This is a genomic window from Pseudomonas sp. FSL R10-0056 (assembly GCF_009600105.1).
GTDB lineage: Bacteria > Pseudomonadota > Gammaproteobacteria > Pseudomonadales > Pseudomonadaceae > Aquipseudomonas > Aquipseudomonas bubulae.
The window spans coordinates 17579-38556 of record NZ_WIWL01000175.1 but is presented as its reverse complement, the minus strand read 5'-3'; the positions used below and the strand labels follow the sequence as shown (position 1 = coordinate 38556).

Sequence of the window (20978 nt, the reverse complement as noted above, 5' to 3'; positions counted from 1 at the left end):
CGCGGATCAGGACTTGCCTTTGTAGGCAGCCAGTTGGCCAAAGCCGGTTGGTGAGGTGTTGCTGGCGGTTTTTTCGCAGGTCCCTTTTGGGACGAGTTTCCAGGCATTGGCCTGATGATCGGTTTTGGCGGAGCCAGCACAGGTAGTGCCAGCGCCGGCGGCGCAATCGTTATGCCCTTTCATGGCAACCCCGAAGCACTTCTCCATGTCGTCGGCAGCCTGAGCGGGCAGGGCGGCAATACTCAGAGCCGAACCCAGAGCAAGAGCCAGGGCTGCGGCAGACAAGGTGCGGGTGGTTTGGTTTTTCATGGTGACTCTCCAGAAATTCCGGTAGCGATTGCTGCCGGGTTACCCAACTAGAGAGGCAAGGGGGGGCGTTGTTACAACTGATCTGAATTATTTTTATGTAGCCGATCGCAGCCTTTGCTCCTCGTCAGCGGCTACAGGAAAAACGTAAACCTGTGGGAACGAGCCTGCTCGCGAACGACCTTCGCGAGCAGGCTCGCTCCCACAATAGGGCTAGATATACAACAGAGTTTCGACAGCTTATGCGTCGTTTAACAAGAAACGGCCCCGAAGGGCCGTTGTGTGTCGCAGGCAGGTTTAGCCGCCCAGGTAGGCGTCACGCACTTTCGGATCGTTGAGCAATTGCTCGCCAGTGCCTTGCATCACCACCCGGCCGTTTTCCAGCACATAGGCACGGTCAGCAATTTTCAGTGCCTGGTTGGCGTTCTGCTCCACCAGAAACACCGTTACACCCTCATTGCGCAGCTGTTCGATGATATCGAAAATCTGCTGAATGATGATCGGAGCCAACCCCAGTGATGGCTCATCAAGCAACAACAGCTTGGGTTTGCTCATCAACGCACGGCCAATGGCAAGCATTTGCTGTTCGCCACCGGACATGGTGCCACCGCGTTGGGTAAAGCGTTCCTTCAAGCGCGGGAACAGGTGCAGAACCTTGTCCATTTGCTCCTCGTATTCCCGTTTTTCGGTAAAGAACCCGCCCATGGCCAGGTTTTCTTCCACGGTCAAACGAGCAAATACCCGACGCCCTTCAGGTACAACGGCGATGCTTTTGCGCATGATCTGGGCCGAGCTCAACCCCACCAGTTCTTCACCCAGGTAGCGAATGCTGCCGCTATGAGCCTGAGGCGAGCCGCACAGGGTCATCATCAGGGTCGACTTGCCGGCACCGTTGGCGCCGATCAGGGTCACAATCTCACCCTGGCGCACCTCTACATTGACGCTGTGCAGGGCCTGGATCTTGCCGTAAAAGGTCGAAACGTTTTCGAATTGCAGCATTTTACGCTTCCCCCAAATAGGCTTTGATCACTTCAGGGTGGTCGCGGATCTGTTCCGGCGTCCCGTCAGCCAAAGGCGTGCCCTGGTTGATCACCACGATATGGTCGGAAATGCTCATGACCAGTTTCATGTCGTGCTCGATCAACAGCACGGTGGCGTTGTGCTCATTGCGCAATACGCTGATCAGCGCCTTGAGGTCTTCGGTTTCCTTGGGGTTCAGACCTGCAGCCGGTTCGTCGAGCATCAGGATGCGCGGGCGCGTCATCATGCAACGGGCGATTTCCAGGCGTCGCTGCTGCCCGTAGGCCAGGGTGCCCGCCGGGCGGTTGGCGAACTCGGTCAGGTTGACCTTGTCGAGCCAGTACGCGGCGTAGTCCATGGCATCACGTTCGCTTTTGCGAAATGACGGGGTCTTGAACAGGCCCGACAGGAAGTTGGTGTTGAGGTGGCGATGCTGGGCAATCAGCAGGTTCTCAACCGCGGTCATGTCCTTGAACAGGCGCACGTTCTGGAAAGTGCGGACCACGCCTTTGCGCGCGATCTCATGACCCGGCAGGCCTTCGATCGACTCGCCATCGAGGACGATGCTGCCCGCAGACGGTTTGTAAAAACCGGTCAGGCAGTTGAATACGGTGGTCTTGCCGGCACCGTTAGGGCCGATCATCGACACCACCTGTTTTTCCTTGACGGTCAAGGCTACGCCGTTTACCGCCAACAGGCCGCCAAAGCGCATGCTCAGGCCGCTGACTTTCAGTAACTCGCGGCTCATTTTCGCAGCTCCAGGTGAGGACGTTGCATAGGCAGCAGACCTTGTGGACGCCAGATCATCATCAGCACCATCAGGGCTCCGAACAGCAACATGCGGTATTCGCTGAATTCACGCATCATTTCGGGCAGCAGGATCATGACCACGGCGGCCAGGATGACCCCCAGTTGCGAGCCCATGCCGCCCAGTACCACGATGGCCAGGATGATCGCCGACTCAAGGAAGGTGAACGACTCAGGCGTTACCAGGCCCTGACGTGCGGCAAAGAAACTGCCAGCAAAACCCGCAAAGGTAGCGCCCAGGGTGAAGGCCGACAGCTTGATCACGGTCGGATTCAGGCCCAGTGCACGGCAGGCGATTTCGTCTTCACGCAGAGCTTCCCAAGCGCGGCCGATCGGCATGCGCAGCAGGCGGTTAATGACGAACAACACCAGCAGTACCAGCACCAGCGCGATCAGGTAGAGGAAAATTACCTTGTTGATCGAGTTGTAGGCGATGCCGAAGTACTCGTGAAAGGTTTGCATGCCCTCGGCGGCGGTTCTGTCGAAGCTCAGGCCGAACAACGTTGGTTTCGGGATGTTGCTGATACCGTTTGGCCCGCCGGTGATGTCCGTCAGGTTACGCAGGAACAGGCGGATGATTTCACCGAAGCCCAGCGTCACGATGGCCAGATAGTCTCCGCGCAAGCGCAACACCGGGAAACCCAGCAGGAAGCCAAAGGTAGCCGCCATCAATCCGGCCAAAGGCAGGCAGATCCAGAAGCTCAGCCCGAAGTAATGCGCGAGCAGGGCATAGGTATAGGCGCCTACGGCATAAAAGCCGACATAACCGAGGTCAAGCAGGCCAGCCAGGCCTACCACGATGTTCAGGCCCAGGCCGAGCATCACATAGATCAGGATCAGTGTGGCGATATCCACTGCACCACGAGAACCGTAGAACGGCCAGATCAATGCCACAACGACCAGACCGAGAATGATCCAGCGTTGAGTGCTGGGCAGGGTCAGGAAGTTGGTGGCCTTGGTGGGCACTTTCGGCAGGCTGGGGGAGTTTCTCCAGGCTGTGGTCAGTTGCTGGTTGAACAACACGCGCACAAACATCAGCAAGGAGCAGATCGCGATCACGCTCAGGGTAAAGGTGCTGGTGTTGTGAACTTCGATGTTGATCCCGACGATAGTCAGTTTCAGGCCGAGTACCGGGTAGGCGACGGCCCAGACCAACAGGGCGCTGAAGAGCGCCGACTTAAGATTCCTAGTCATACTTTTTCAATCTCCGGACGCCCCAGAATGCCGGTCGGACGGAACAGCAGCACCAGTACCAGCAAGCCAAAAGCCACAACGTCTTTGTACTGGTCGCCGAAAATATCGGCACCGAAGGCTTCAGCCACACCCAGCACCAGGCCACCGAGCATCGCGCCAGGAATGCTGCCAATGCCACCCAGTACCGCTGCGGTAAAGGCTTTGAGACCTACCAGGAAACCCGCGTTGGGGTTGATCACGCCGTATTGCACGCTGATCAGCACCGCAGCAACAGCGGCCAGGGCAGCACCGATCACGAAGGTCAGCGCAATAACGTTGTTGGTGTTGATACCCAACAGGTTGGCCATCTTCATGTCTTCGGCGCAGGCGCGGCAGGCACGACCCATGCGGGAGCGTGAGATAAACAGGGTCAGGCCGAGCATGGCGAGGAAAGTGACAACGAAAACCACGATCTGCATGTAGGAGACGATAACTTCGCTGGCACCTCCAGGGCCAAAGGTGAAGCCGCCGGGGATCAGGTTGGGGATCGATTTGTCTTTGGAGTCTTGTGCCAGTAGCACGGTGTTTTGCAGGAATATCGACATGCCGATGGCCGAAATCAGCGGGATCAGGCGGTTACTGCCACGCAATGGACGGTAGGCAACCCGTTCAATGCTGTAGCCGTAGGCGCTGGTGACCACGATGCTGGCGATAAACGCGGCAGTCAGCAGTAGCGGTACGCTGTCCAGACCCATCATGGTCAGGCCGGCGATGGCGATAAACGCAATATAGGAACCAATCATGTACACCTCGCCATGGGCGAAGTTGATCATTCCAATAATGCCGTAAACCATCGTATAGCCGATGGCGATCAGGGCATAGGTGCTGCCAACGTTGAGGCCGTTAACCAGCATTTGGAAGAAGTGATAGATGTCAGGCATTACAAAGCTCCTAAAAACCTGAGACGCATTTCACTGGTGGAGTCATTTTCCGGCCTGGGCCGTATGGGTTTTCACCCACTTGGAGCACAGGTCTTCTGCCAGCGAACCGCTGGTGACGGTTATAAAGATTTTCAGGTGGGCAGGCTTTCGGATCACGAAAGCGCGGCCCCATTTCCATGAACCGCGGGCCTGTAAAACAAAACCCACCGCTTGAGCAGTGGGCTTGGTTTTCAGGTCAGGAACCGACCCTTACTGAGGGCTTACTTCAGTTTTTGGCTTGCCGAAGTGCCATTCGTAGACCACGAACTTGAAGTCTTCCACGTCACCCTTGGCGTCAAACTTCAGGTTGCCGGTAGGCGTTTTGAACGTACCTTTGTGGATGGCTTCAGCGACTTTGGCCGGGTCTTCGCTTTTCGCCTGCTCGATACCGCCGGCAATCACTTCAACTGCGGCGTAGGCCGGGAACACGAATGGGCCGGTTGGGTCCTGCTTCTTGGCAGCGAAAGCATCAACCAGTGCCTTGTTTTCCGGATCGGCGTCGAACGCTTTTGGCAGGGTGACCAGCAGGCCTTCGGAAGCGCCCTGGGCGATTTGCGAGATGGACTCGTTGCCCACACCTTCAGGGCCCATGAACTTGGCGTTCAGGCCTTTTTCTTTGGCCTGGCGCAGGATCAGACCCAACTCAGGGTGGTAGCCGCCGTAGTAGACGAAGTCGACGTTGGCTTGCTTGAGCTTGGCGATGACCGAGGAATAGTCTTTTTCACCGGCGTTGACCCCTTCAAAGACAGCAACCTTGATGCCTTTGTCTTCGAGGGTCTTTTTAACGGCGCTGGCGATGCCTTCACCGTATTGTTGTTTGTCGTGCAATACCGCAACGACCTTGGGCTTGACGTGATCCGCGATGTAGTTACCGGCGGCAGGGCCCTGGGCGCTGTCCAGACCGATGGTGCGGAAGATCATCTTGTAGCCACGAGCGGTGATTTCCGGGCCGGTGGCGGCCGGGGTAATCATGATGATGCCTTCGTCTTCGTAAATGTCCGAAGCAGGCTGGGTGGAGCTGGAGCACAGGTGACCGACTACGTACTTGATACCGTCATTGACCACTTTGTTGGCAACGGCAACCGCTTGTTTCGGGTCGCAGGCGTCATCGTAGTCAACCGCTTCTAGTTTTTTGCCATCAACGCCGCCCTTGGCGTTGATTTGTTCGATGGCCATTTTTGCACCAGCAAACTGCATGTCGCCGTACTGAGTCAGAGGCCCGGTTTTAGGGCCGGCAATACCGATCTTGATGGTGTCTGCGGCAAATGAATGGCTGGCGAACCCGGCCAAAACCATAGCGGCAAACAGTTTAGTAATCTGCTTCGTAGCCATCTTTATTGGTGCTCCACTCTTCTGTTGTAATTTTTATAGTCCTGGAAGCCAAGGCAGCCGGACCGGGTCTTCTTGTAGCGAAATTCCCGGTCAATTCCCCTTGCAACTGTACCGGTACAGTGTAGAGCGCCGCTTCAGCGCTTGAATAGCGTGCTGGCGAGGGAAAAAACAGAGAATGTCGCTTAAACGTAAGAAAAAGACAAAATGGCGGCGGATTCATCGGTTGATAGTTATCTGAATGTTGCCATATCAACCGGTTTGACCTTGGCCCTCAGCTCTTGCCACGTTTTATTACCTGTAAAGCCGGGTTTTTCTACCGGGTATGCGGGGTTATCATGACGCCGATTTTTTTCCCCGGTGAAACCCATGAATCAAGAACCTAGCACCCTCTATGCCAAGCTGCTTGGCGAGACCTCAACAATTGAATGGAAAGCGTTGCAACCCTTCTTCGCCAAAGGGGATTTGCTGTGGGTCGAACCCGCTCTGGACTTGATCGAGGCGGCGCAGGCCGTGACTCAGGATGATGCAGAGAAAGTCGCGGCCTGGATGGCATCCGGGGTGCTTGGCAGGATGACTGAGGCGCAGGCGCTAGACGTTCTTGAGCGCGACCCTCAGCTATGGGCAGTGGTGGTTTCACCTTGGGTGATGGTCCAGGAAAGGGCGCAAAATTAAACCTGCGCACCAAGCCGGCGCATTTATTTGCACCGCTGTGAAGAGCTCGGAGTGTGTAGCTCAGTAACCCGTCTTCACGTAGTGGCAATATGCCGTAGAGAAACGCCACAGTCGCCACTGTGGCGTTTTTTTGTGCCTGGGATCTGGCTGTACCGCTATTGGTTGGTAAGTACGAAGGTGGCGTGATCGGGAGCGGGCACAGGGCGCTTGTCGAGTTGTTGAAGAATCTCTGGCAGCGCCTCAAAGGGCACAGGCCGGCTGAGCAGATAGCCCTGGATAAAGTCGCAGCCGAACTGGTTGAGAAATTCGAACTGTTGGATGGTTTCAACCCCCTCGGTGACTACTTGCAGGTGCAGGGTATGGGCCATGAGGATAATGGCCTGAACGATCTCCATGTCCTGGCTGGAGGCCGGGATGTCTTGAATAAAAGTGCGATCAATTTTCAGGGTGTTAAGCGGCAGACGCTTTAGGTAGGCCAGGGACGAATATCCGGTACCGAAATCGTCAATGGACAGGGATACACCCAGTGCACGGATCTGTCGTAACAATTGCGAGGTGCTGCTCAGGTTGCACATCAGGGCGTTTTCTGTGACTTCCAGCTCCAGCCGGTGTGCAGCAACGCCTGATGTGCGCAGGGCGTTTTCGATTTCGTCGGCCAACTCAACCCGTACCAGATTCAGCGCCGAACAGTTAACGGCTATGCCCAGGTGCTGCCAGCCCAGGCGGGAGAGGGCGGCGAGGTCATGACAGGCTTTGCGCAACACCCAATGGTCGAGCCTGGCGATCAGCCCGTTGGCCTCGGCGATGCTGATAAAACGATCAGGGCCGAGCAGCCCGTGTTCGGGATGCTGCCAGCGTATCAGCGCCTCCAGTTTGGCGACCCGGCCACTCTTGAGGTCGAAGATGGGCTGGTAATGCAGGGACAGCCCCTTGTCCTCGTTAAGCGCGTTGCGCAGTTCCTCTTCGATTTGCAGCTCCAGCGAGGCTCGGGTTTTCAGGCTCGGGCTGAAAAAATTGAGGTTGTTACGCCCGCTGCCCTTGGACTGGTAGAGCGCCAGGTCGGCATGCTTGAGCAGTTCGGCACTGGTGGTGCCATCATCCGGGTACACACTGATGCCAATGCTGGTGGTCATGACCATTTGGCGACCTGACAGCTCAATGGGCTCTTTGAGCTTGAGCATGATGCGCTGGGCCATGCCTTGGGCTTCATCGCGCTGGCTCAGGCTGAACAGGATGCAGAACTCGTCTCCGCCAAAGCGTGCAACAACGTCATCGTGGCTGCGGGTAGCGAGCTTGATGCGGGTGGCGATTGTCTTGAGCAATTCGTCCCCGGCATCGTGACCCAGGCTGTCGTTGATGCGTTTGAAGTGGTCAATGTCGAGAAACATTACCGCAAGCCTGGTGTTTCTGGTGGCGCAGTCGATGAGTTTTTCAGCAAACAGCTGATTGAAGCCGCGACGGTTGATCAGATTGGTCAGCGGGTCGTAGTGGGCCACTTGCTGCAAGGATGCGCGCGCCTGGTCGAGCTGGCTGAGCAGGGCATTGACGCGGCGCAGGTCGTGCTCCTTGAGTTGTAGTTTCTTGTCGACAATCGTGGCGCTGATGCAACTGCCAATCAGCAACAGGGTGATCACGGCCAGCACAAGGGCCGGCTGCCAGTTATTGCTGGCTGCATCCGAATTGCCAGCCAGTGTATTGCCAATGAGCAAGTGAGTGCTGAGCAGGCCGCCAGCAGCAAGCATGCACAGGGCATATTTGAATAACTGATGGAGCAGGCGGCTGTTTGGGCGCCAGGCTGTAGTGTTGTCGAGGGTTTGCACAATAATCAGGGCAATCAGCAATGAGCCAAGCGCGATAACAACGCCGTAGCGAGCTTCGAGCGGGGAGTCAAAGGCCAGGATGCAGATGCTGTGCATCGCCCAGATGCCGATGGTCAGGCAAGCGACAGCTATCCATCGCCAAATGGTTCTTGCCGCAGTTTTTTCGGCATTGGCTGCGCGGTCGAGCAGATTCAGCGTGGCCACGCAGGCAGTACAGGCAACGAGCCAGGCGAGAAACAGCAGATAGGGGTTATAGCCGCCGATCAACAGCAGTTGCCCGTTTTCTGCGGATTCGGCCAAAAGTTGCAACCCCGGACTTTCCATTGCACGCCTCGGCGATCCAGATGCGCTAGTCGTTGGGTGCTAGCTTGAGATCGAGTATAGAAGCTGGATTGGCTGTGACAGGGGTGATGGCAAAATGATGGTTATCATTTTGTTATTAGGGCGGGGGTTTATAGTTAGTTACGTTAGATCGGGACTGTCAGAAATGTGGGAGCGGGCTTGCTCGCGATAGGATTAACGCGGTGATTCAGTTTCACCTCATTGATCCTATCGCGAGCAAGCCCGCTCCCACAGCTCATGGGTTTTAACCCGCTACCAGAACCCGAATGGCTTCAAGGCGCAGGGCGGCTTTCTCAAGCATGGCCAGGCTTTGTTCGCGCTGCTTGCGCAGGGCAATCAGTTCGCTCTCGCGCACGCTCGGGTTGACAGCCTGCAGGGCAGTCAGGCGGGCCAGTTCTTCTTCCGTGTCGGCTGCCAGACGGCGCTGGGCTTCGGCCACGCGTTCCGCATGACGTGGCGCGATTTTGGCTTCGCCTGCGTTGATTTTAGGCGTCAGTTGGTCGCGCTGGGCCTGAACGAACTTGTTGGCGCTGGCGCGGGGAACGCTTTCCAGCTGTTCGTTCAAGGTGTCAAAGGCCACGCGCGACGACAGGTCGTTGCCATTGGCATCGAGCAGGCAGCGCAGGGCGGCCGGCGGCAGGTAGCGGCCCAGTTGCAGGGAGCGCGGAGCAACCACTTCACTGACGTAAATCAGCTCGAGCAGGACGGTACCGGGCTTGAGGGCCTTGTTCTTGATCAGGGCGACGGCGGTGTTGCCCATCGAACCCGACAGCACCAGGTCCATGCCGCCTTGCACCATCGGGTGCTCCCAGGTGATGAACTGCATGTCTTCGCGCGACAGGGCCTGCTCGCGATCGTAGGTGATGGTCACGCCTTCGTCGTCACCCAGGGGGAAGCTGGCGTCGAGCATTTTTTCGCTGGGCTTGAGGATCAGCGCGTTTTCCGAGTGGTCTTCGCTGTCGATGCCAAAGGCGTTGAACAGGGTTTCCATGTAGATCGGCAGGGTGAACTGATCGTCTTGCTCAAGGATCGCCTCAACCAGTGCTTCACCTTCACCCGAACCACCGGAGTTAAGCTCCAGCAAACGGTCGCGGCCGGTGTGCAGCTCTTGCTCCAGACGCTCACGTTCAACCCGGGCTTCGTCGATCAGTGCTTGCCACTCTTGGTCGTCCGCAGCTTCCAGCAATGGCAGCAAACGAGGACCGAACTGGTGTTGCAGGGCGTTACCGGTCGGGCAGGTGTTGAGGAACGCGTTCAGCGCTTCGTGGTACCACTGGAACAGGCGCTGTTGCGGGCTGGTCTCAAGGTACGGTACGTGCAGCTCGATCACGTGCTTCTGGCCGATCCGGTCCAGACGGCCAATTCGTTGCTCCAGCAAATCCGGGTGGGATGGCAGGTCGAACAGCACCAGGTGGTGGGCAAACTGGAAGTTACGGCCTTCACTGCCGATTTCGGAACAGATCAACACCTGAGCGCCGAACTCTTCGTCAGCGAAGTAGGCCGCAGCGCGGTCACGCTCAAGAATGTTCATGCCTTCGTGGAAGACCGTTGCAGGAATACCGGAACGCACGCGCAGGGCGTCTTCCAGATCCATCGCGGTTTCGGCGTGGGCGCAGATCACCAGCACCTTGGTGCGCTTGAGCATTTTCAGGGTGTCGATCAGCCATTCGACCCGCGGGTCGAAGTTCCACCAAAGCTCTTCATCGCTGGCGTCCGGCTGGGCCTGGAAGCTGACTTCAGGGTACAGCTCGGCGTGTTCGCCCAACGGCAGCTCAAGGTATTCGGCCGGGCACGGCAGCGGGTAGGCATGCAGTTTGCGCTCCGGGAAGCCCTGGATCGCGGCGCGGGTATTACGGAACAGCACGCGGCCGGTGCCGTGGCGGTCAAGCAGTTCGCGCACCAGGCGGGCGCTGGCCTCGGCATCGCCAGCATTGACGGCGGCCAGCAGGGTATCGCCTTCGGCGCCGAGGAAACCGTGGATGGTTTTATGGGCTTCAGGGGACAGGCTGCCTTTATCCAGCAGTTCCTGTACGGCCTGAGCCACCGGGCGGTAGTTTTCGCTTTCGGCGCGGAAGGCGGCCAGGTCGTGGAAGCGGTTCGGGTCCAGCAGGCGCAAGCGCGCAAAGTGGCTGTCCTGGCCCAGTTGTTCCGGGGTTGCAGTGAGCAGCAGCACGCCCGGGATCACGCCGGCGAGTTGTTCAACCAGGCCGTACTCGGGGCTAACGTTGTCTTCGTGCCACACCAGGTGGTGAGCTTCGTCGACTACCAGCAGGTCCCAGTCGGCATCAAACAGCGCTGCCTGGGCCTTGGGATCGTCCACCAGCCATTCCAGGGCAACCAGGGCCAGCTGGCAGTCTTCGAACGGGTTGCTGGCGTCGCTTTCGATAAAGCGCTCTTCGTCGAACAACGCCACTTCAAGATTGAAGCGTCGACGCATCTCGACCAGCCATTGGTGCTGCAGGTTTTCCGGGACTACGATCAATACACGGTTGGCGCGGCCACTGAGCAGCTGGCGGTGGATCACCAGACCGGCTTCGATGGTTTTGCCCAGGCCCACTTCGTCGGCCAGCAAAACCCGAGGGGCGATGCGGTCAGCGACTTCGCGGGCGATATGCAGTTGGTGCGCAATAGGTTGCGCACGTACGCCACCCAGGCCCCACAGCGGCGATTGCAGCTGGCGGCTGGTGTGTTCGAGGGTGTGGTAGCGCAGGGAGAACCAGGACAGCGGGTCGATTTGCCCGGCAAACAGACGGTCACTGGCCAGACGGAACTGGATAAAGTTCGACAGTTGGGTCTCTGGCAGGGTGACGGCTTCGTTTCGCTCGTTGAGGCCGTGGTAGACCATCAGGCCGTCAACGTCCTCAACTTCGCGCACGGTCATCTTCCAGCCTTCGAAGTGGATGATGGTGTCACCCGGCGAGAACCGTACGCGCGTGAGCGGTGCGTTGCGCAGCGAATATTGGCGGGTTTCGCCAGTGGCCGGATAGAGCACGGTCAGCAAGCGACCGTCCTGTGCCAGAACGGTGCCCAAACCTAGCTCTGCTTCGCTGTCACTAATCCAGCGTTGCCCCGGTTGATACTGCTGCGCCATGCTGCCTGACTCCCGCTTTGAAAAAGCCGAGTATATTAACGGATCAAGGGCCTCAGTCCAAAGGACTCTCAAAAAAAGCTGTCCGGTTTGCCAGGGTGTCAGCCCGGTTATCGACCAATGGTTCACGATTGCCGGTTCGCGCAAATAGCCAGAAGACAGGAGAACAATCACCATGCTGCCGTCCATTTTGCCCCTTGGCGCAGTACCGGTTACCTCCGGGCAGGATCCGGTTCGCCCGCGCCCGGACATTCCGCCTGTGGTGCCGGCCCAGGCCAGCTCCAGCGAAAGTGCCATTGACCTCAAGCACAGCGATGCCGACCAGGCCACTTTATTGTTGCGTGAGGAGCAACGGCGTCAGCAGGAACAGCGCCGCCGCGAATCCCGGGAGCAGGGGAGTACGCTCCCGCAGGTGGTTGACGAGGTGCCGGTTGAACCCTTGGCCGATGGCATGCAGCGCCAGGGTGTGTGGGTTGATATCAAGGTCTAGGTGGTTTTTTCTGGTCAGGGCCGAATGTGCATCGCATTATTGGCGTACTGAAACATACTGACAGTGGTCTGATTTGCTTATGAGCCAAGACACCAAGCTGGTTGACCTGGGCGCCGAGCGCGCCAAACGGGTACATGACCTCAATGAAAAGCGCCTGAACGAGGTGCGCAAGGCGTTCGAACAGGCAATGCCGTTGGCAAAAACGGCGAAAAAGCCGAAGAAAAAACCGAAAAAGCGCTGAACTGCCGCGTTTTCGATGATCTGCGTCAACTAACCCCCTCAACTGCCGGCTGGCCGTGGGTCACTATTGATCCCGGTCAAGTTGTGCGCCTGCGTGTCTGGTTAATCTAGCTTCAACAGACACACAAACAGAGCGCAGGAGGCCGTCATGTTTCTCGATAATGTGGTTATCGCCGGAGTACTTACTGTCGGCCTCATGGTTTTGTTTTTCGCCGGTCTGGGCATTTTTATCTGGAAAGACTCGCAGAAGCGCAAATAGCGCCGGGTCTTTCCATGGCATGAGCACGCAAGGCATTTTGGGCGACTTCGGTCGCCTATTTTTTTGCCTGTAATAAATGGGACTTGCCCGAATGCGGTGGGAGCGGGCTTGCTCGCGATGCAGGCAACGCGGTCTGTCAGGCAAACTGAGTCGATGCCATCGCGGGCAAGCCCGCTCCCACAGGGTCTGCATAATGACCGGGCATAAAAAAAGGTACGACCCGTGCGGGTCGTACCTTTTTTGTGCGGCGCGCTATCAGGCGAGGACTTTGGAAGCCAGCCAGAACAGCGTTGCAGACAGTGCAATGGTAGCCGGCAAGGTCAGCACCCAGGCCATCAGGATGGTTTTGATCGTACCGCCCTGCAGGCCGCTTTTGTTGGCGACCATGGTACCTGCCACGCCCGACGACAGAATGTGCGTCGTCGATACCGGGAGGGAGAAGATATTGGCCATGCCGATGGCGAAAGCCGTGGTGATTTGAGCGGCCATGCCCTGAGCATAGGTCATGCCCTGCTTGCCAATCTTCTCGCCGATGGTTTTAACCACACGCTTCCAGCCCACCATGGTGCCCAGACCCAGGGCCAGGGCTACAGCCAGGATCACCCAGAACGGTGCGTATTCGGTGGTGGCGGTCAGGTCTTTGCGCAGTTTCTCGAGGTCCGCTTTTTCGCGGGAATCAAGCACTGGCAATTTGCTGACTTTCTTCGCGGTGTCATCCAGGCAAAGCAGGTAGCGGCGGATCTCGATACGCTTTTCAGCCGGGATCGAGTGGTAGTCCGCTACACCTTTGAGCGAGCTCAACAGGGCTGCGATGGTCGGTTCGGTCTGCTGCGGATTGCAGCTGAACTGATCCGGCAGGTCGCCCTTGACGCTTTTGCCCAGGGCCAGGAACTCGGTCAGCGAAGCGTTGTTGCGCTCGTAGAACTGGCTCAGGTGCAAGGTGGCGTCGCGGGTGCGTTCGATCTGATAGGTGGTGCTGTTCAGATCCAGAACGAAAGCGCTTGGCACGATGCCGATCAATACCAGCATGATCAGGCCGATGCCTTTCTGGCCATCGTTGGAGCCGTGCACGAAACTGACTGCCATGGCCGAAATCACCAGCACCAGTCGGTTCCAGAACGGCGGGTGCTTCTTGTCATCCAGCTTGCGGCGCTGCTCAGGGGTCTTGTGCATCTTGGACCCCGGACGCCACCACTTCAGGCCGACCAGTACCAGGCCCGCTACCACGAAACCGGCGATTGGCGAGAACACCAGCGAGGCACCAATATCGATAGCCTTCTGCCAGTTAACCCCGTCACTCACCGGGATGCCGCTGATCAGGGCGTTGGCCAGGCCGACACCGAGGATCGAACCGATCAGGGTGTGTGAGCTTGAGGCAGGAATGCCGAAATACCAGGTGCCAAGGTTCCAGGTGATGGCCGCAGCGAGCAACGAGAACACCATGGCCAGGCCATGTCCGGTGTTTACGTTGACCAGCAGCTCAACCGGCAGCAGGTGGACGATGGCATAGGCCACGCCAACCCCGCCCAGCAACACGCCGAGGAAATTGAACACACCGGAAAAGAACACCGCCAGGTGAGGCGGCATGGCTTTGGTGTAGATGACAGTCGCTACCGCGTTTGCGGTGTCATGAAAGCCGTTGATGAACTCAAACGCGAGAACAAAGGCTAGGGCGAAGAAGAGGCTGATAAGAACCCAGGCGTCCAATCCGCTTAATAGATCGATCATGAAGGTTTTCTGACACGGTCATAAAGGGGGGCGGATTATGCCAGAAAACCCCGCTAATCAATGCACTAGCTGCCCGTTGGTAACATCTATAAATGAAAAAACCTGTAAGAATCCATCGCGACCAGGCGTAGGCAATTCCCTTCAAGCCACTGATACCAAAGGCTATAGGGCTTTTCCAGGGGCATACGCACGCTGTGGCGCAGGTCTGATTTGGATAGATGAAATTTCTTAAATCAGAGGGGCCGACGCTGCTGGTTCAGGTTCTGATATAGCAAACAGCCATACCCGCTCATGCAAATGGCGAGCACGCAAGAGGCAGCAGGGGCTGTTCTGGTACGTTTTCAGGTGCGGGTCAGGGCTCTTCGGCCTTGAGCTCTTTTTCGATCTTCTGGATTTCTTGAGTGAACGCCTGGTCGAGCAGGCTGGCCCGTTTGCGCCAGGGTTTGCGTCCGGGCTCGGGTTTGGCCGCGTAGGTGGTCACTTCACCACCGTAAAGATCCTTGAATCGTTGTTCCTGTCGCTCAAGTTCTGCGCGCAGTTCGTCTTTTGTCACTGTCTTACCTAATTGAGTTGAGTTTGAACCTGGTGAATCACCGTGCAGGGAGGTTGATTCATATGACGAATGACAGGCAATAAGACAAAGGCCTATAAATAACGTCATGCTTACATACACCACGCTATGCACTCGGCCACGTCATTTACAGAAACATGAGCGTCGCCGTCTCAAGTGTTCACCCCCGGGTGAAACTACACACGATGCAATTGCCGGCAAGCTGCGCGTAGCAATCGAACGCAACGCTCTGGTTGGATCCAATCGGCTGTACGGGCTTGACCTTGTACTCTCAATAACTTGCGCGTTCTCAATAGCTGAGAAGTGCCTCTACTATCGCTGAATAACTTCCTGCGCGTCAACTTCCTGTCGTGACATGTGTTATGAATATTTGTGAATTAGCCTGCGCTTTGCACGCGTGACTCTATTTGATTCGCTGCCGGGTAGTTGGCCATCAAGTTGTTTAAGGCCAGAGCTGAACTTGACCTGAATACATATTAATCAGACGTTTTCTATCATTGAGCGGACGCGCCTGATTGTAATAAAGCCCAGGTTAAAAAAATGTCATCCAACTAAAATGATTCAAGATCGTACAAAATCATGTGTACATTACCTCGCTGCAGCACTGATTGCGATTATCGACTAGCGGTTCGATAATCGCCCGGCATGTCATAACTATAAATAGCTGAAGCTGGGGGTTGGGAATGAATGATCGACTGCACAATGCCGTTGCCAGTATCGCGCCACCGATTGTGGCGTCGCCGGCCAAGCGTATTCAGGCGTTTACCGGTGATCCTGACTTCATGTCGTCGTTGGCCCGTGGCCTGGCGGTGGTGCAGGCGTTTCAGGAACGCAAGCGGCATCTGACCATCGCGCAGATCAGCCACCGCACGGAAATCCCCCGGGCGGCGGTGCGCCGTTGTTTGTACACCCTGATCAAGCTGGGCTATGCGACCACTGACGGGCGTACCTACTCCCTGTTGCCCAAAGTGTTGACGCTGGGCCATGCCTATCTGTCGTCCACGCCGCTGGCCGTGTCGGCTCAGCCTTATCTGGACCGCATGAGCGAGCAATTGCACGAGGCGTGCAACATGGCGACGCTCGAAGGCGATGACATCCTCTACATCGCCCGTTCGGCTACTACGCAGCGGCTGATTTCGGTTGATCTGTCGGTTGGCGGCCGCCTGCCCGCCTACTGCACTTCGATGGGGCGCATTCTGTTGGCGGCGCTGGACGACGTGACCCTGCACGAATACCTGGCCCACGGTGAGTTCCAGGCCAAGACCAGTCGTACCCTGCACACCCGCGAAGCACTGCTGGAGTGTTTGCAACTGGTGCGTGAGCAGGGCTGGTGTGTGGTCGACCAGGAACTGGAACAAGGCCTGCGTTCGATTGCCGTGCCGGTCTACGACGCTTCCGGGCAAGTGCTTGCCGCCCTGAATGTCAGCACCCACGCAGGAAGGGTCACACGCACGGAGCTGGAGCAGCGCTTTTTGCCGATCATGCTCAACGCCAGCCGCGAGCTGAGCACCCAGTTGTTTAGTTGATGGGTGAAAACTAAGCGTTCGATAAACGCACAGTTAAGCGTTTATCGAATTGCATGGCGGCAGTGGGCTGATTAATGTCGGCTCAGCGCTGCCTTGCCGGGCAGGCCAAATAATAATGAGAAGAGGCCAAACGCCATGACCCTCCCCCTGACGCTGCCACTGCGCAGTCGCCCGCAGCCCTTCTGATCCCCCGATAACTATTAATGTGAGCCGCTGGCCCCTGGCCGGTTTTCGTTCGCCCTGGTTTTTGACCGGTATAAAAATAATGAATTCACCCCAGTCTTCTGTCGGCAACTGCCTCGATGTGCAGTCCTTTATCAACGCCCAACCCCTGTCGCGCTACCAGTGGCGCGTGGTGATCCTGTGTTTTCTGATTGTCTTCCTCGATGGCCTGGACACAGCGGCCATGGGCTTTATTGCGCCTGCCCTGTCCCAGGACTGGGGGATTGACCGCGCCAGCCTCGGTCCCGTGATGAGCGCCGCGCTGATCGGCATGGTGTTTGGTGCCCTGGGCTCTGGCCCCTTGGCGGACCGCTTTGGCCGCAAGGTGGTGCTGGTGTCGGCGGTGCTGGTGTTTGGTGGCTTCAGTCTGGCCTCGGCCTACGCCAGCAACGTTGACCAACTGCTGGTACTGCGCTTTTTAACCGGGCTTGGCCTGGGGGCCGGCATGCCTAATGCCACTACCTTGCTTTCGGAATACACCCCCGAACGCCACAAGTCTTTGCTGGTAACCAGCATGTTTTGCGGCTTTAACCTCGGCATGGCGGGCGGCGGGTTTGTCTCTGCCAAGTTGATCCCGATGTATGGCTGGCACAGCCTGTTGTTGATTGGCGGCGTGCTGCCGCTGATTCTTGCCGTGGTATTGCTGTTCTGGTTACCGGAGTCGGCGCGCTACCTGGTGGTGCGCAACCGCAGTGTTGAGCGTATTCGCAAGACCCTTGCCCCGATCGACCCTGCCCAGGTGGCCCAGGCGTCAAGCTTCAGCGTGCCGGAGCAGAATACCGTCAAGGCGCGCAACGTCTTTGCAGTGATCTTTTCCGGCACTTACAGCACCGGCACCCTGTTGCTGTGGCTCACCTACTTTATGGGCCTGGTGATCGTTTATCTGTTGACCAGCTGGCTGCCGACGCTGATGCGTGACAGCGGCGCAAGCATGGAGCAGGCGGCATTTATTGGCGCTCTGTTCCAGTTCGGCGGGGTGTTGAGTGCAGTGGGGGTGGGTTGGGCGATGGACCGGTTCAACCCGCACAAAGTGATCGGCATTTTCTACCTGCTGGCCGGGGTGTTTGCCTACGCGGTTGGTCAGAGCCTGGGCAATATCACCGTGCTGGCAACTCTGGTGCTGGTGGCCGGTATGTGCGTCAACGGTGCGCAATCGGCGATGCCGTCGCTGGCCGCACGTTTTTATCCGACCCAGGGGCGGGCCACCGGTGTGTCATGGATGCTCGGCATCGGCCGCTTCGGCGCCATTCTGGGGGCGTGGATGGGCGCGACCCTGCTGGGTCTGGGCTGGAACTTCGAGCAGGTGCTGACCGCGCTGGTGATTCCGGCTGCCCTGGCAACCACGGCAGTGCTTGTCAAAGGCATGGTCAGCCACGCTGATGCAACCTGATAGGCAGCCTGCTAACTATGTGTTCGATTAGCGAACACATAGTCGATTATCGGATTGTTTGGGCCAAAGCCGCGGCTTAATCTGCTGAGCATCCGGTGTCGCCCTGGCGCACCTTCTTCAACCGCAGTGGCCTACAAAAAACGGGAGCTACCCCAGATGGCAGACATCATTTCGTTACACGACGCGGTGAAACAATTTGTGAGCGATGGTGACACCGTTGCCCTTGAAGGTTTCACCCACCTGATCCCGACTGCAGCGGGTCATGAAATCATCCGTCAGGGCAAGAAAGACCTGACTCTGGTGCGGATGACGCCTGATCTGGTGTACGACCAGTTGATCGGTGCCGGTTGTGCACGAAAGTTGATCTTTTCCTGGGGTGGCAACCCTGGCGTTGGTTCCCTGCACCGTTTGCGCGATGCCGTCGAGAAACAGTGGCCACAGCCGCTGGAAATCGAAGAGCACAGCCACGCCGACCTGGTCAATGCCTACGTTGCGGGTGCCTCGGGCCTGCCATTTGCGGTGCTGCGTGCATACGCAGGGTCTGATTTACCCAAGGTCAATCCGCTGATCAAGACCGTCACTTGCCCGTTTACTGGCGAAGTACTGGCCGCAGTACCGGCGGTGCGCCCGGATGTCACGGTGATTCACGCGCAAAAGGCCGACCGCAAGGGCAACGTGCTGCTGTGGGGCATCCTGGGGGTGCAGAAAGAAGCAGCGCTGGCGGCCAAGCGCTGCATCGTCACCGTTGAAGAAATCGTCGACGACCTGCAAGCGCCGATGAATGCCTGCGTCCTGCCAACCTGGGCCTTGAGCGCAGTGTGTCATGTGCCGGGTGGGGCGCACCCTTCCTACGCTCATGGTTATACCGAACGCGATAACCGTTTCTATCAAGCGTGGGACCCGATTGCCCGCGACCGTGAGATCTTTACTGCCTGGATCAATGAATACATCCACGGCACTGCGAATTTCAGTGAGTTCCAGGCCAAGCTGGCCCGCGCTTCGGAGGCTAAATAATGACCTACACCACCAATGAAATGATGACCGTTGCGGCGGCCCGCCGTTTGAAAAACGGTTCGGTGTGTTTTGTCGGCATTGGCTTGCCTTCCAAGGCGGCTAACCTGGCGCGTCTGACCTCGTCTCCGGATGTGGTGCTGATCTACGAGTCCGGCCCGATTGGTGCCAAGCCTGATGTGTTGCCGCTGTCGATAGGTGACGGTGAACTGGCCGAAACGGCTGACACAGTAGTCTCCACCAGTGAAATCTTCCGTTACTGGCTGCAGGGCGGTCGGGTCGATGTCGGCTTTTTGGGCGCAGCCCAGGTCGACCGTTTCGGCAATATCAACACCACAGTGGTCGGTGACTACCACCAGCCAAAAGTGCGCCTGCCAGGTGCCGGTGGCGCGCCGGAAATCGCCGGTTCGGCGAAAAGCGTGCTGATCATCCTCAAGCAGTCGGCCCGTTCATTTGTCGACAAGCTGGACTTCATTACCTCGGTGGGCCACGGTGAAGGCGGCGACTCGCGCAAGCGTCTGGGCCTTCCGGGTGCCGGGCCGGTGGGCATCATTACCGATCTGTGCACCATGGAACCTGAAGAACAGACCAACGAATTTGTAGTCACTGCCCTGCATCCGGGCGTGACCCGCGAGCAAGTCATTGCTGCCACCGGCTGGGCCATTCGCTTTGCCGATAATGTGGCGCAAACAGCGGCCCCGACCGACGTCGAACTCAGCGCCTTGCGTGACCTGGAAGCGCGCACCGCACTGGCCCACGGTCAGGCTCCGGGAGAAGCATGATGCGCGAAGTCTTTATCTGTGACGCGATTCGTACCCCTATCGGCCGTTTTGGCGGTGGCCTGGCAGGCATGCGCGCCGATGATCTGGCGGCAGCGCCGATCAAGGCGCTGATCGAACGCAACCCGAATGTGAACTGGAACGAAGTCGACGAAGTTTTTTTCGGCTGCGCCAACCAGGCCGGTGAAGACAACCGCAACGTGGCGCGCATGGCCGCGTTGCTGGCCGGGCTGTCGGACAGCATTCCAGGCGTGACCCTCAACCGCCTGTGTGCCTCGGGTATGGATGCCATCGGCACGGCGTTCCGCGCCATTGCCAGCGGCGAGATGGAGCTGGCGATTGCCGGTGGCGTCGAGTCCATGTCGCGGGCGCCGTTTGTGATGGGCAAGGCCGATGCCGCGTTCTCGCGCAACATGAAACTGGAGGACACCACCATTGGCTGGCGCTTTATCAACCCGCTGATGAAAGCCCAATACGGTGTCGACCCGATGCCACAGACGGCGGACAACGTGGCCGACGAGTACAAGATTTCCCGTGCCGATCAGGACGCTTTCGCCCTGCGCAGCCAGCAACGGACTGCTGCTGCCCAGGCCGCAGGCTACTTTGCCGAAGAAATCGTGCCGGTGCGTATTGCCCATAAAAAAGGTGAGACGGTGGTTGAGCACGACGAGCATCCGCGTGCCGATACCAGCCTGGAAACCCTGGGCAAACTCAAGCCGGTCAACGGCCCGGACAAGACCGTCACTGCGGGCAATGCCTCGGGGGTCAACGATGGCGCCGCGGCGATGATCCTGGCATCGGCCGAGGCGGTCAAACGCCATGGCCTGACCGCTCGCGGTCGGGTTCTGGGCATGGCCAGCGCCGGTGTTGCGCCCCGTGTAATGGGCATTGGCCCGGTGCCGGCGGTGCGTAAACTGGTGGAGCGCCTGGGGTTGGCGGTGAGTGATTTTGACGTGATCGAACTCAACGAAGCCTTCGCCAGCCAGGGCCTGGCCGTTTTACGCGAGCTGGGCCTGGCTGACGATGCGCCGCAGGTAAACCCCAATGGCGGGGCAATTGCCCTGGGTCACCCCCTGGGCATGAGCGGTGCTCGCATCGTCATGACCGCCTTGCATCAGCTGGAAAAAACCGGTGGCAAGAAAGGCCTGGCGACCATGTGCGTGGGCGTTGGGCAGGGTCTGGCATTGGCTATTGAACGGGTCTGATAGCGCTCAATACTGCC

At 58.0% G+C, this 20978-nt stretch carries 19 protein-coding genes; 9 read left to right on the top strand and 10 right to left on the bottom strand.

Annotated elements, in window-relative coordinates:
- Nucleotides 1–6: 6 nt before the first annotated feature.
- The 6 genes from GHO42_RS11810 to GHO42_RS11785 form a co-directional block, all read right to left on the bottom strand.
- Nucleotides 7–309: a DUF2282 domain-containing protein gene (locus GHO42_RS11810; protein ID WP_095002991.1), complete on the bottom strand. Its 303-nt coding sequence runs from the start codon at nucleotides 307–309 to the stop codon at nucleotides 7–9.
- A gap of 294 nt (nucleotides 310–603) precedes the next feature.
- Nucleotides 604–1305 (bottom strand): ABC transporter ATP-binding protein, encoded by a 702-nt coding sequence (locus tag GHO42_RS11805; RefSeq protein WP_095002992.1) that lies wholly within the window; start codon nucleotides 1303–1305, stop codon nucleotides 604–606.
- Between the two features lies 1 nt (nucleotide 1306).
- Complete coding sequence (gene livG, locus GHO42_RS11800; RefSeq protein ID WP_153327843.1) at nucleotides 1307–2074, bottom strand: high-affinity branched-chain amino acid ABC transporter ATP-binding protein LivG; 768 nt, start codon at nucleotides 2072–2074, stop codon at nucleotides 1307–1309.
- Nucleotides 2071–3327, bottom strand: coding sequence for a high-affinity branched-chain amino acid ABC transporter permease LivM (locus tag GHO42_RS11795; protein WP_095002994.1), 1257 nt, complete (start codon nucleotides 3325–3327; stop codon nucleotides 2071–2073). Before GHO42_RS11795 ends, livG begins: the two co-directional genes overlap by 4 nt.
- Entirely contained in the window at nucleotides 3324–4247 is a 924-nt protein-coding gene (gene livH, locus GHO42_RS11790) for a high-affinity branched-chain amino acid ABC transporter permease LivH (RefSeq protein WP_016779736.1), read from the bottom strand. Before livH ends, GHO42_RS11795 begins: the two co-directional genes overlap by 4 nt.
- 249 nt (nucleotides 4248–4496) lie before the next feature.
- The gene (locus GHO42_RS11785) at nucleotides 4497–5624 is read right to left on the bottom strand and encodes a branched-chain amino acid ABC transporter substrate-binding protein (protein ID WP_095002995.1); all 1128 of its coding nucleotides are present in this window, start codon (nucleotides 5622–5624) and stop codon (nucleotides 4497–4499) included.
- Between the two features lie 360 nt (nucleotides 5625–5984).
- Here GHO42_RS11785 and GHO42_RS11780 point away from each other — a divergent pair, with 360 nt between their 5' ends.
- Nucleotides 5985–6290, top strand: a complete 306-nt coding sequence (locus GHO42_RS11780) for a DUF2288 domain-containing protein (RefSeq protein ID WP_095020413.1) — start codon at nucleotides 5985–5987, stop codon at nucleotides 6288–6290.
- A gap of 155 nt (nucleotides 6291–6445) precedes the next feature.
- Here the strand turns inward: GHO42_RS11780 and GHO42_RS11775 are convergent, their stop codons facing one another.
- Nucleotides 6446–8434, bottom strand: coding sequence for a bifunctional diguanylate cyclase/phosphodiesterase (locus GHO42_RS11775; protein ID WP_095019445.1), 1989 nt, complete (start codon nucleotides 8432–8434; stop codon nucleotides 6446–6448).
- A gap of 262 nt (nucleotides 8435–8696) precedes the next feature.
- Nucleotides 8697–11543 carry an RNA polymerase-associated protein RapA gene (gene rapA / locus GHO42_RS11770; protein ID WP_153327838.1) on the bottom strand — a complete coding sequence of 949 codons (2847 nt, stop codon included), beginning with the start codon at nucleotides 11541–11543 and terminating at the stop codon, nucleotides 8697–8699.
- A 172-nt stretch (nucleotides 11544–11715) separates the two neighbouring features.
- Here rapA and GHO42_RS11765 point away from each other — a divergent pair, with 172 nt between their 5' ends.
- From GHO42_RS11765 to ccoM, 3 genes are all read left to right on the top strand, one after another.
- Complete coding sequence (locus GHO42_RS11765) at nucleotides 11716–12030, top strand: aspartate-semialdehyde dehydrogenase (RefSeq protein ID WP_095002999.1); 315 nt, start codon at nucleotides 11716–11718, stop codon at nucleotides 12028–12030.
- 79 nt (nucleotides 12031–12109) lie between these two features.
- Nucleotides 12110–12271 carry a hypothetical protein gene (locus GHO42_RS25745; RefSeq protein WP_095003000.1) on the top strand — a complete coding sequence of 54 codons (162 nt, stop codon included), beginning with the start codon at nucleotides 12110–12112 and terminating at the stop codon, nucleotides 12269–12271.
- A gap of 147 nt (nucleotides 12272–12418) precedes the next feature.
- A complete protein-coding gene (gene ccoM, locus GHO42_RS26305; protein ID WP_016779744.1) occupies nucleotides 12419–12529 on the top strand; it encodes a cytochrome c oxidase subunit CcoM in 111 nt (36 codons plus the stop codon).
- Between the two features lie 255 nt (nucleotides 12530–12784).
- On the opposite strand, the gene GHO42_RS11760 is transcribed toward ccoM, so the two are convergent.
- Together GHO42_RS11760 and GHO42_RS11755 are read right to left on the bottom strand one after the other, a co-directional pair.
- Entirely contained in the window at nucleotides 12785–14257 is a 1473-nt protein-coding gene (locus GHO42_RS11760) for an inorganic phosphate transporter (protein ID WP_095003001.1), read from the bottom strand.
- 352 nt (nucleotides 14258–14609) lie between these two features.
- Nucleotides 14610–14810 (bottom strand): hypothetical protein, encoded by a 201-nt coding sequence (locus tag GHO42_RS11755; protein ID WP_095003002.1) that lies wholly within the window; start codon nucleotides 14808–14810, stop codon nucleotides 14610–14612.
- A 701-nt stretch (nucleotides 14811–15511) separates the two neighbouring features.
- Between GHO42_RS11755 and pcaR the strand changes: the two genes are divergently transcribed.
- From pcaR to pcaF, 5 genes are all read left to right on the top strand, one after another.
- The gene (gene pcaR, locus GHO42_RS11750; RefSeq protein ID WP_095003003.1) at nucleotides 15512–16354 is read left to right on the top strand and encodes a pca regulon transcriptional regulator PcaR; all 843 of its coding nucleotides are present in this window, start codon (nucleotides 15512–15514) and stop codon (nucleotides 16352–16354) included.
- A gap of 265 nt (nucleotides 16355–16619) precedes the next feature.
- Nucleotides 16620–17966: an MFS transporter gene (locus tag GHO42_RS11745; RefSeq protein WP_095019443.1), complete on the top strand. Its 1347-nt coding sequence runs from the start codon at nucleotides 16620–16622 to the stop codon at nucleotides 17964–17966.
- Nucleotides 17967–18122: 156 nt separating this feature from the next.
- The gene (locus GHO42_RS11740; RefSeq protein ID WP_153327836.1) at nucleotides 18123–18980 is read left to right on the top strand and encodes a CoA transferase subunit A; all 858 of its coding nucleotides are present in this window, start codon (nucleotides 18123–18125) and stop codon (nucleotides 18978–18980) included.
- Entirely contained in the window at nucleotides 18977–19759 is a 783-nt protein-coding gene (locus GHO42_RS11735; protein ID WP_169916892.1) for a CoA-transferase subunit beta, read from the top strand. Before GHO42_RS11740 ends, GHO42_RS11735 begins: the two co-directional genes overlap by 4 nt.
- The gene (gene pcaF / locus GHO42_RS11730; RefSeq protein WP_169916871.1) at nucleotides 19756–20961 is read left to right on the top strand and encodes a 3-oxoadipyl-CoA thiolase; all 1206 of its coding nucleotides are present in this window, start codon (nucleotides 19756–19758) and stop codon (nucleotides 20959–20961) included. Before GHO42_RS11735 ends, pcaF begins: the two co-directional genes overlap by 4 nt.
- Nucleotides 20962–20978 lie beyond the last annotated feature (17 nt).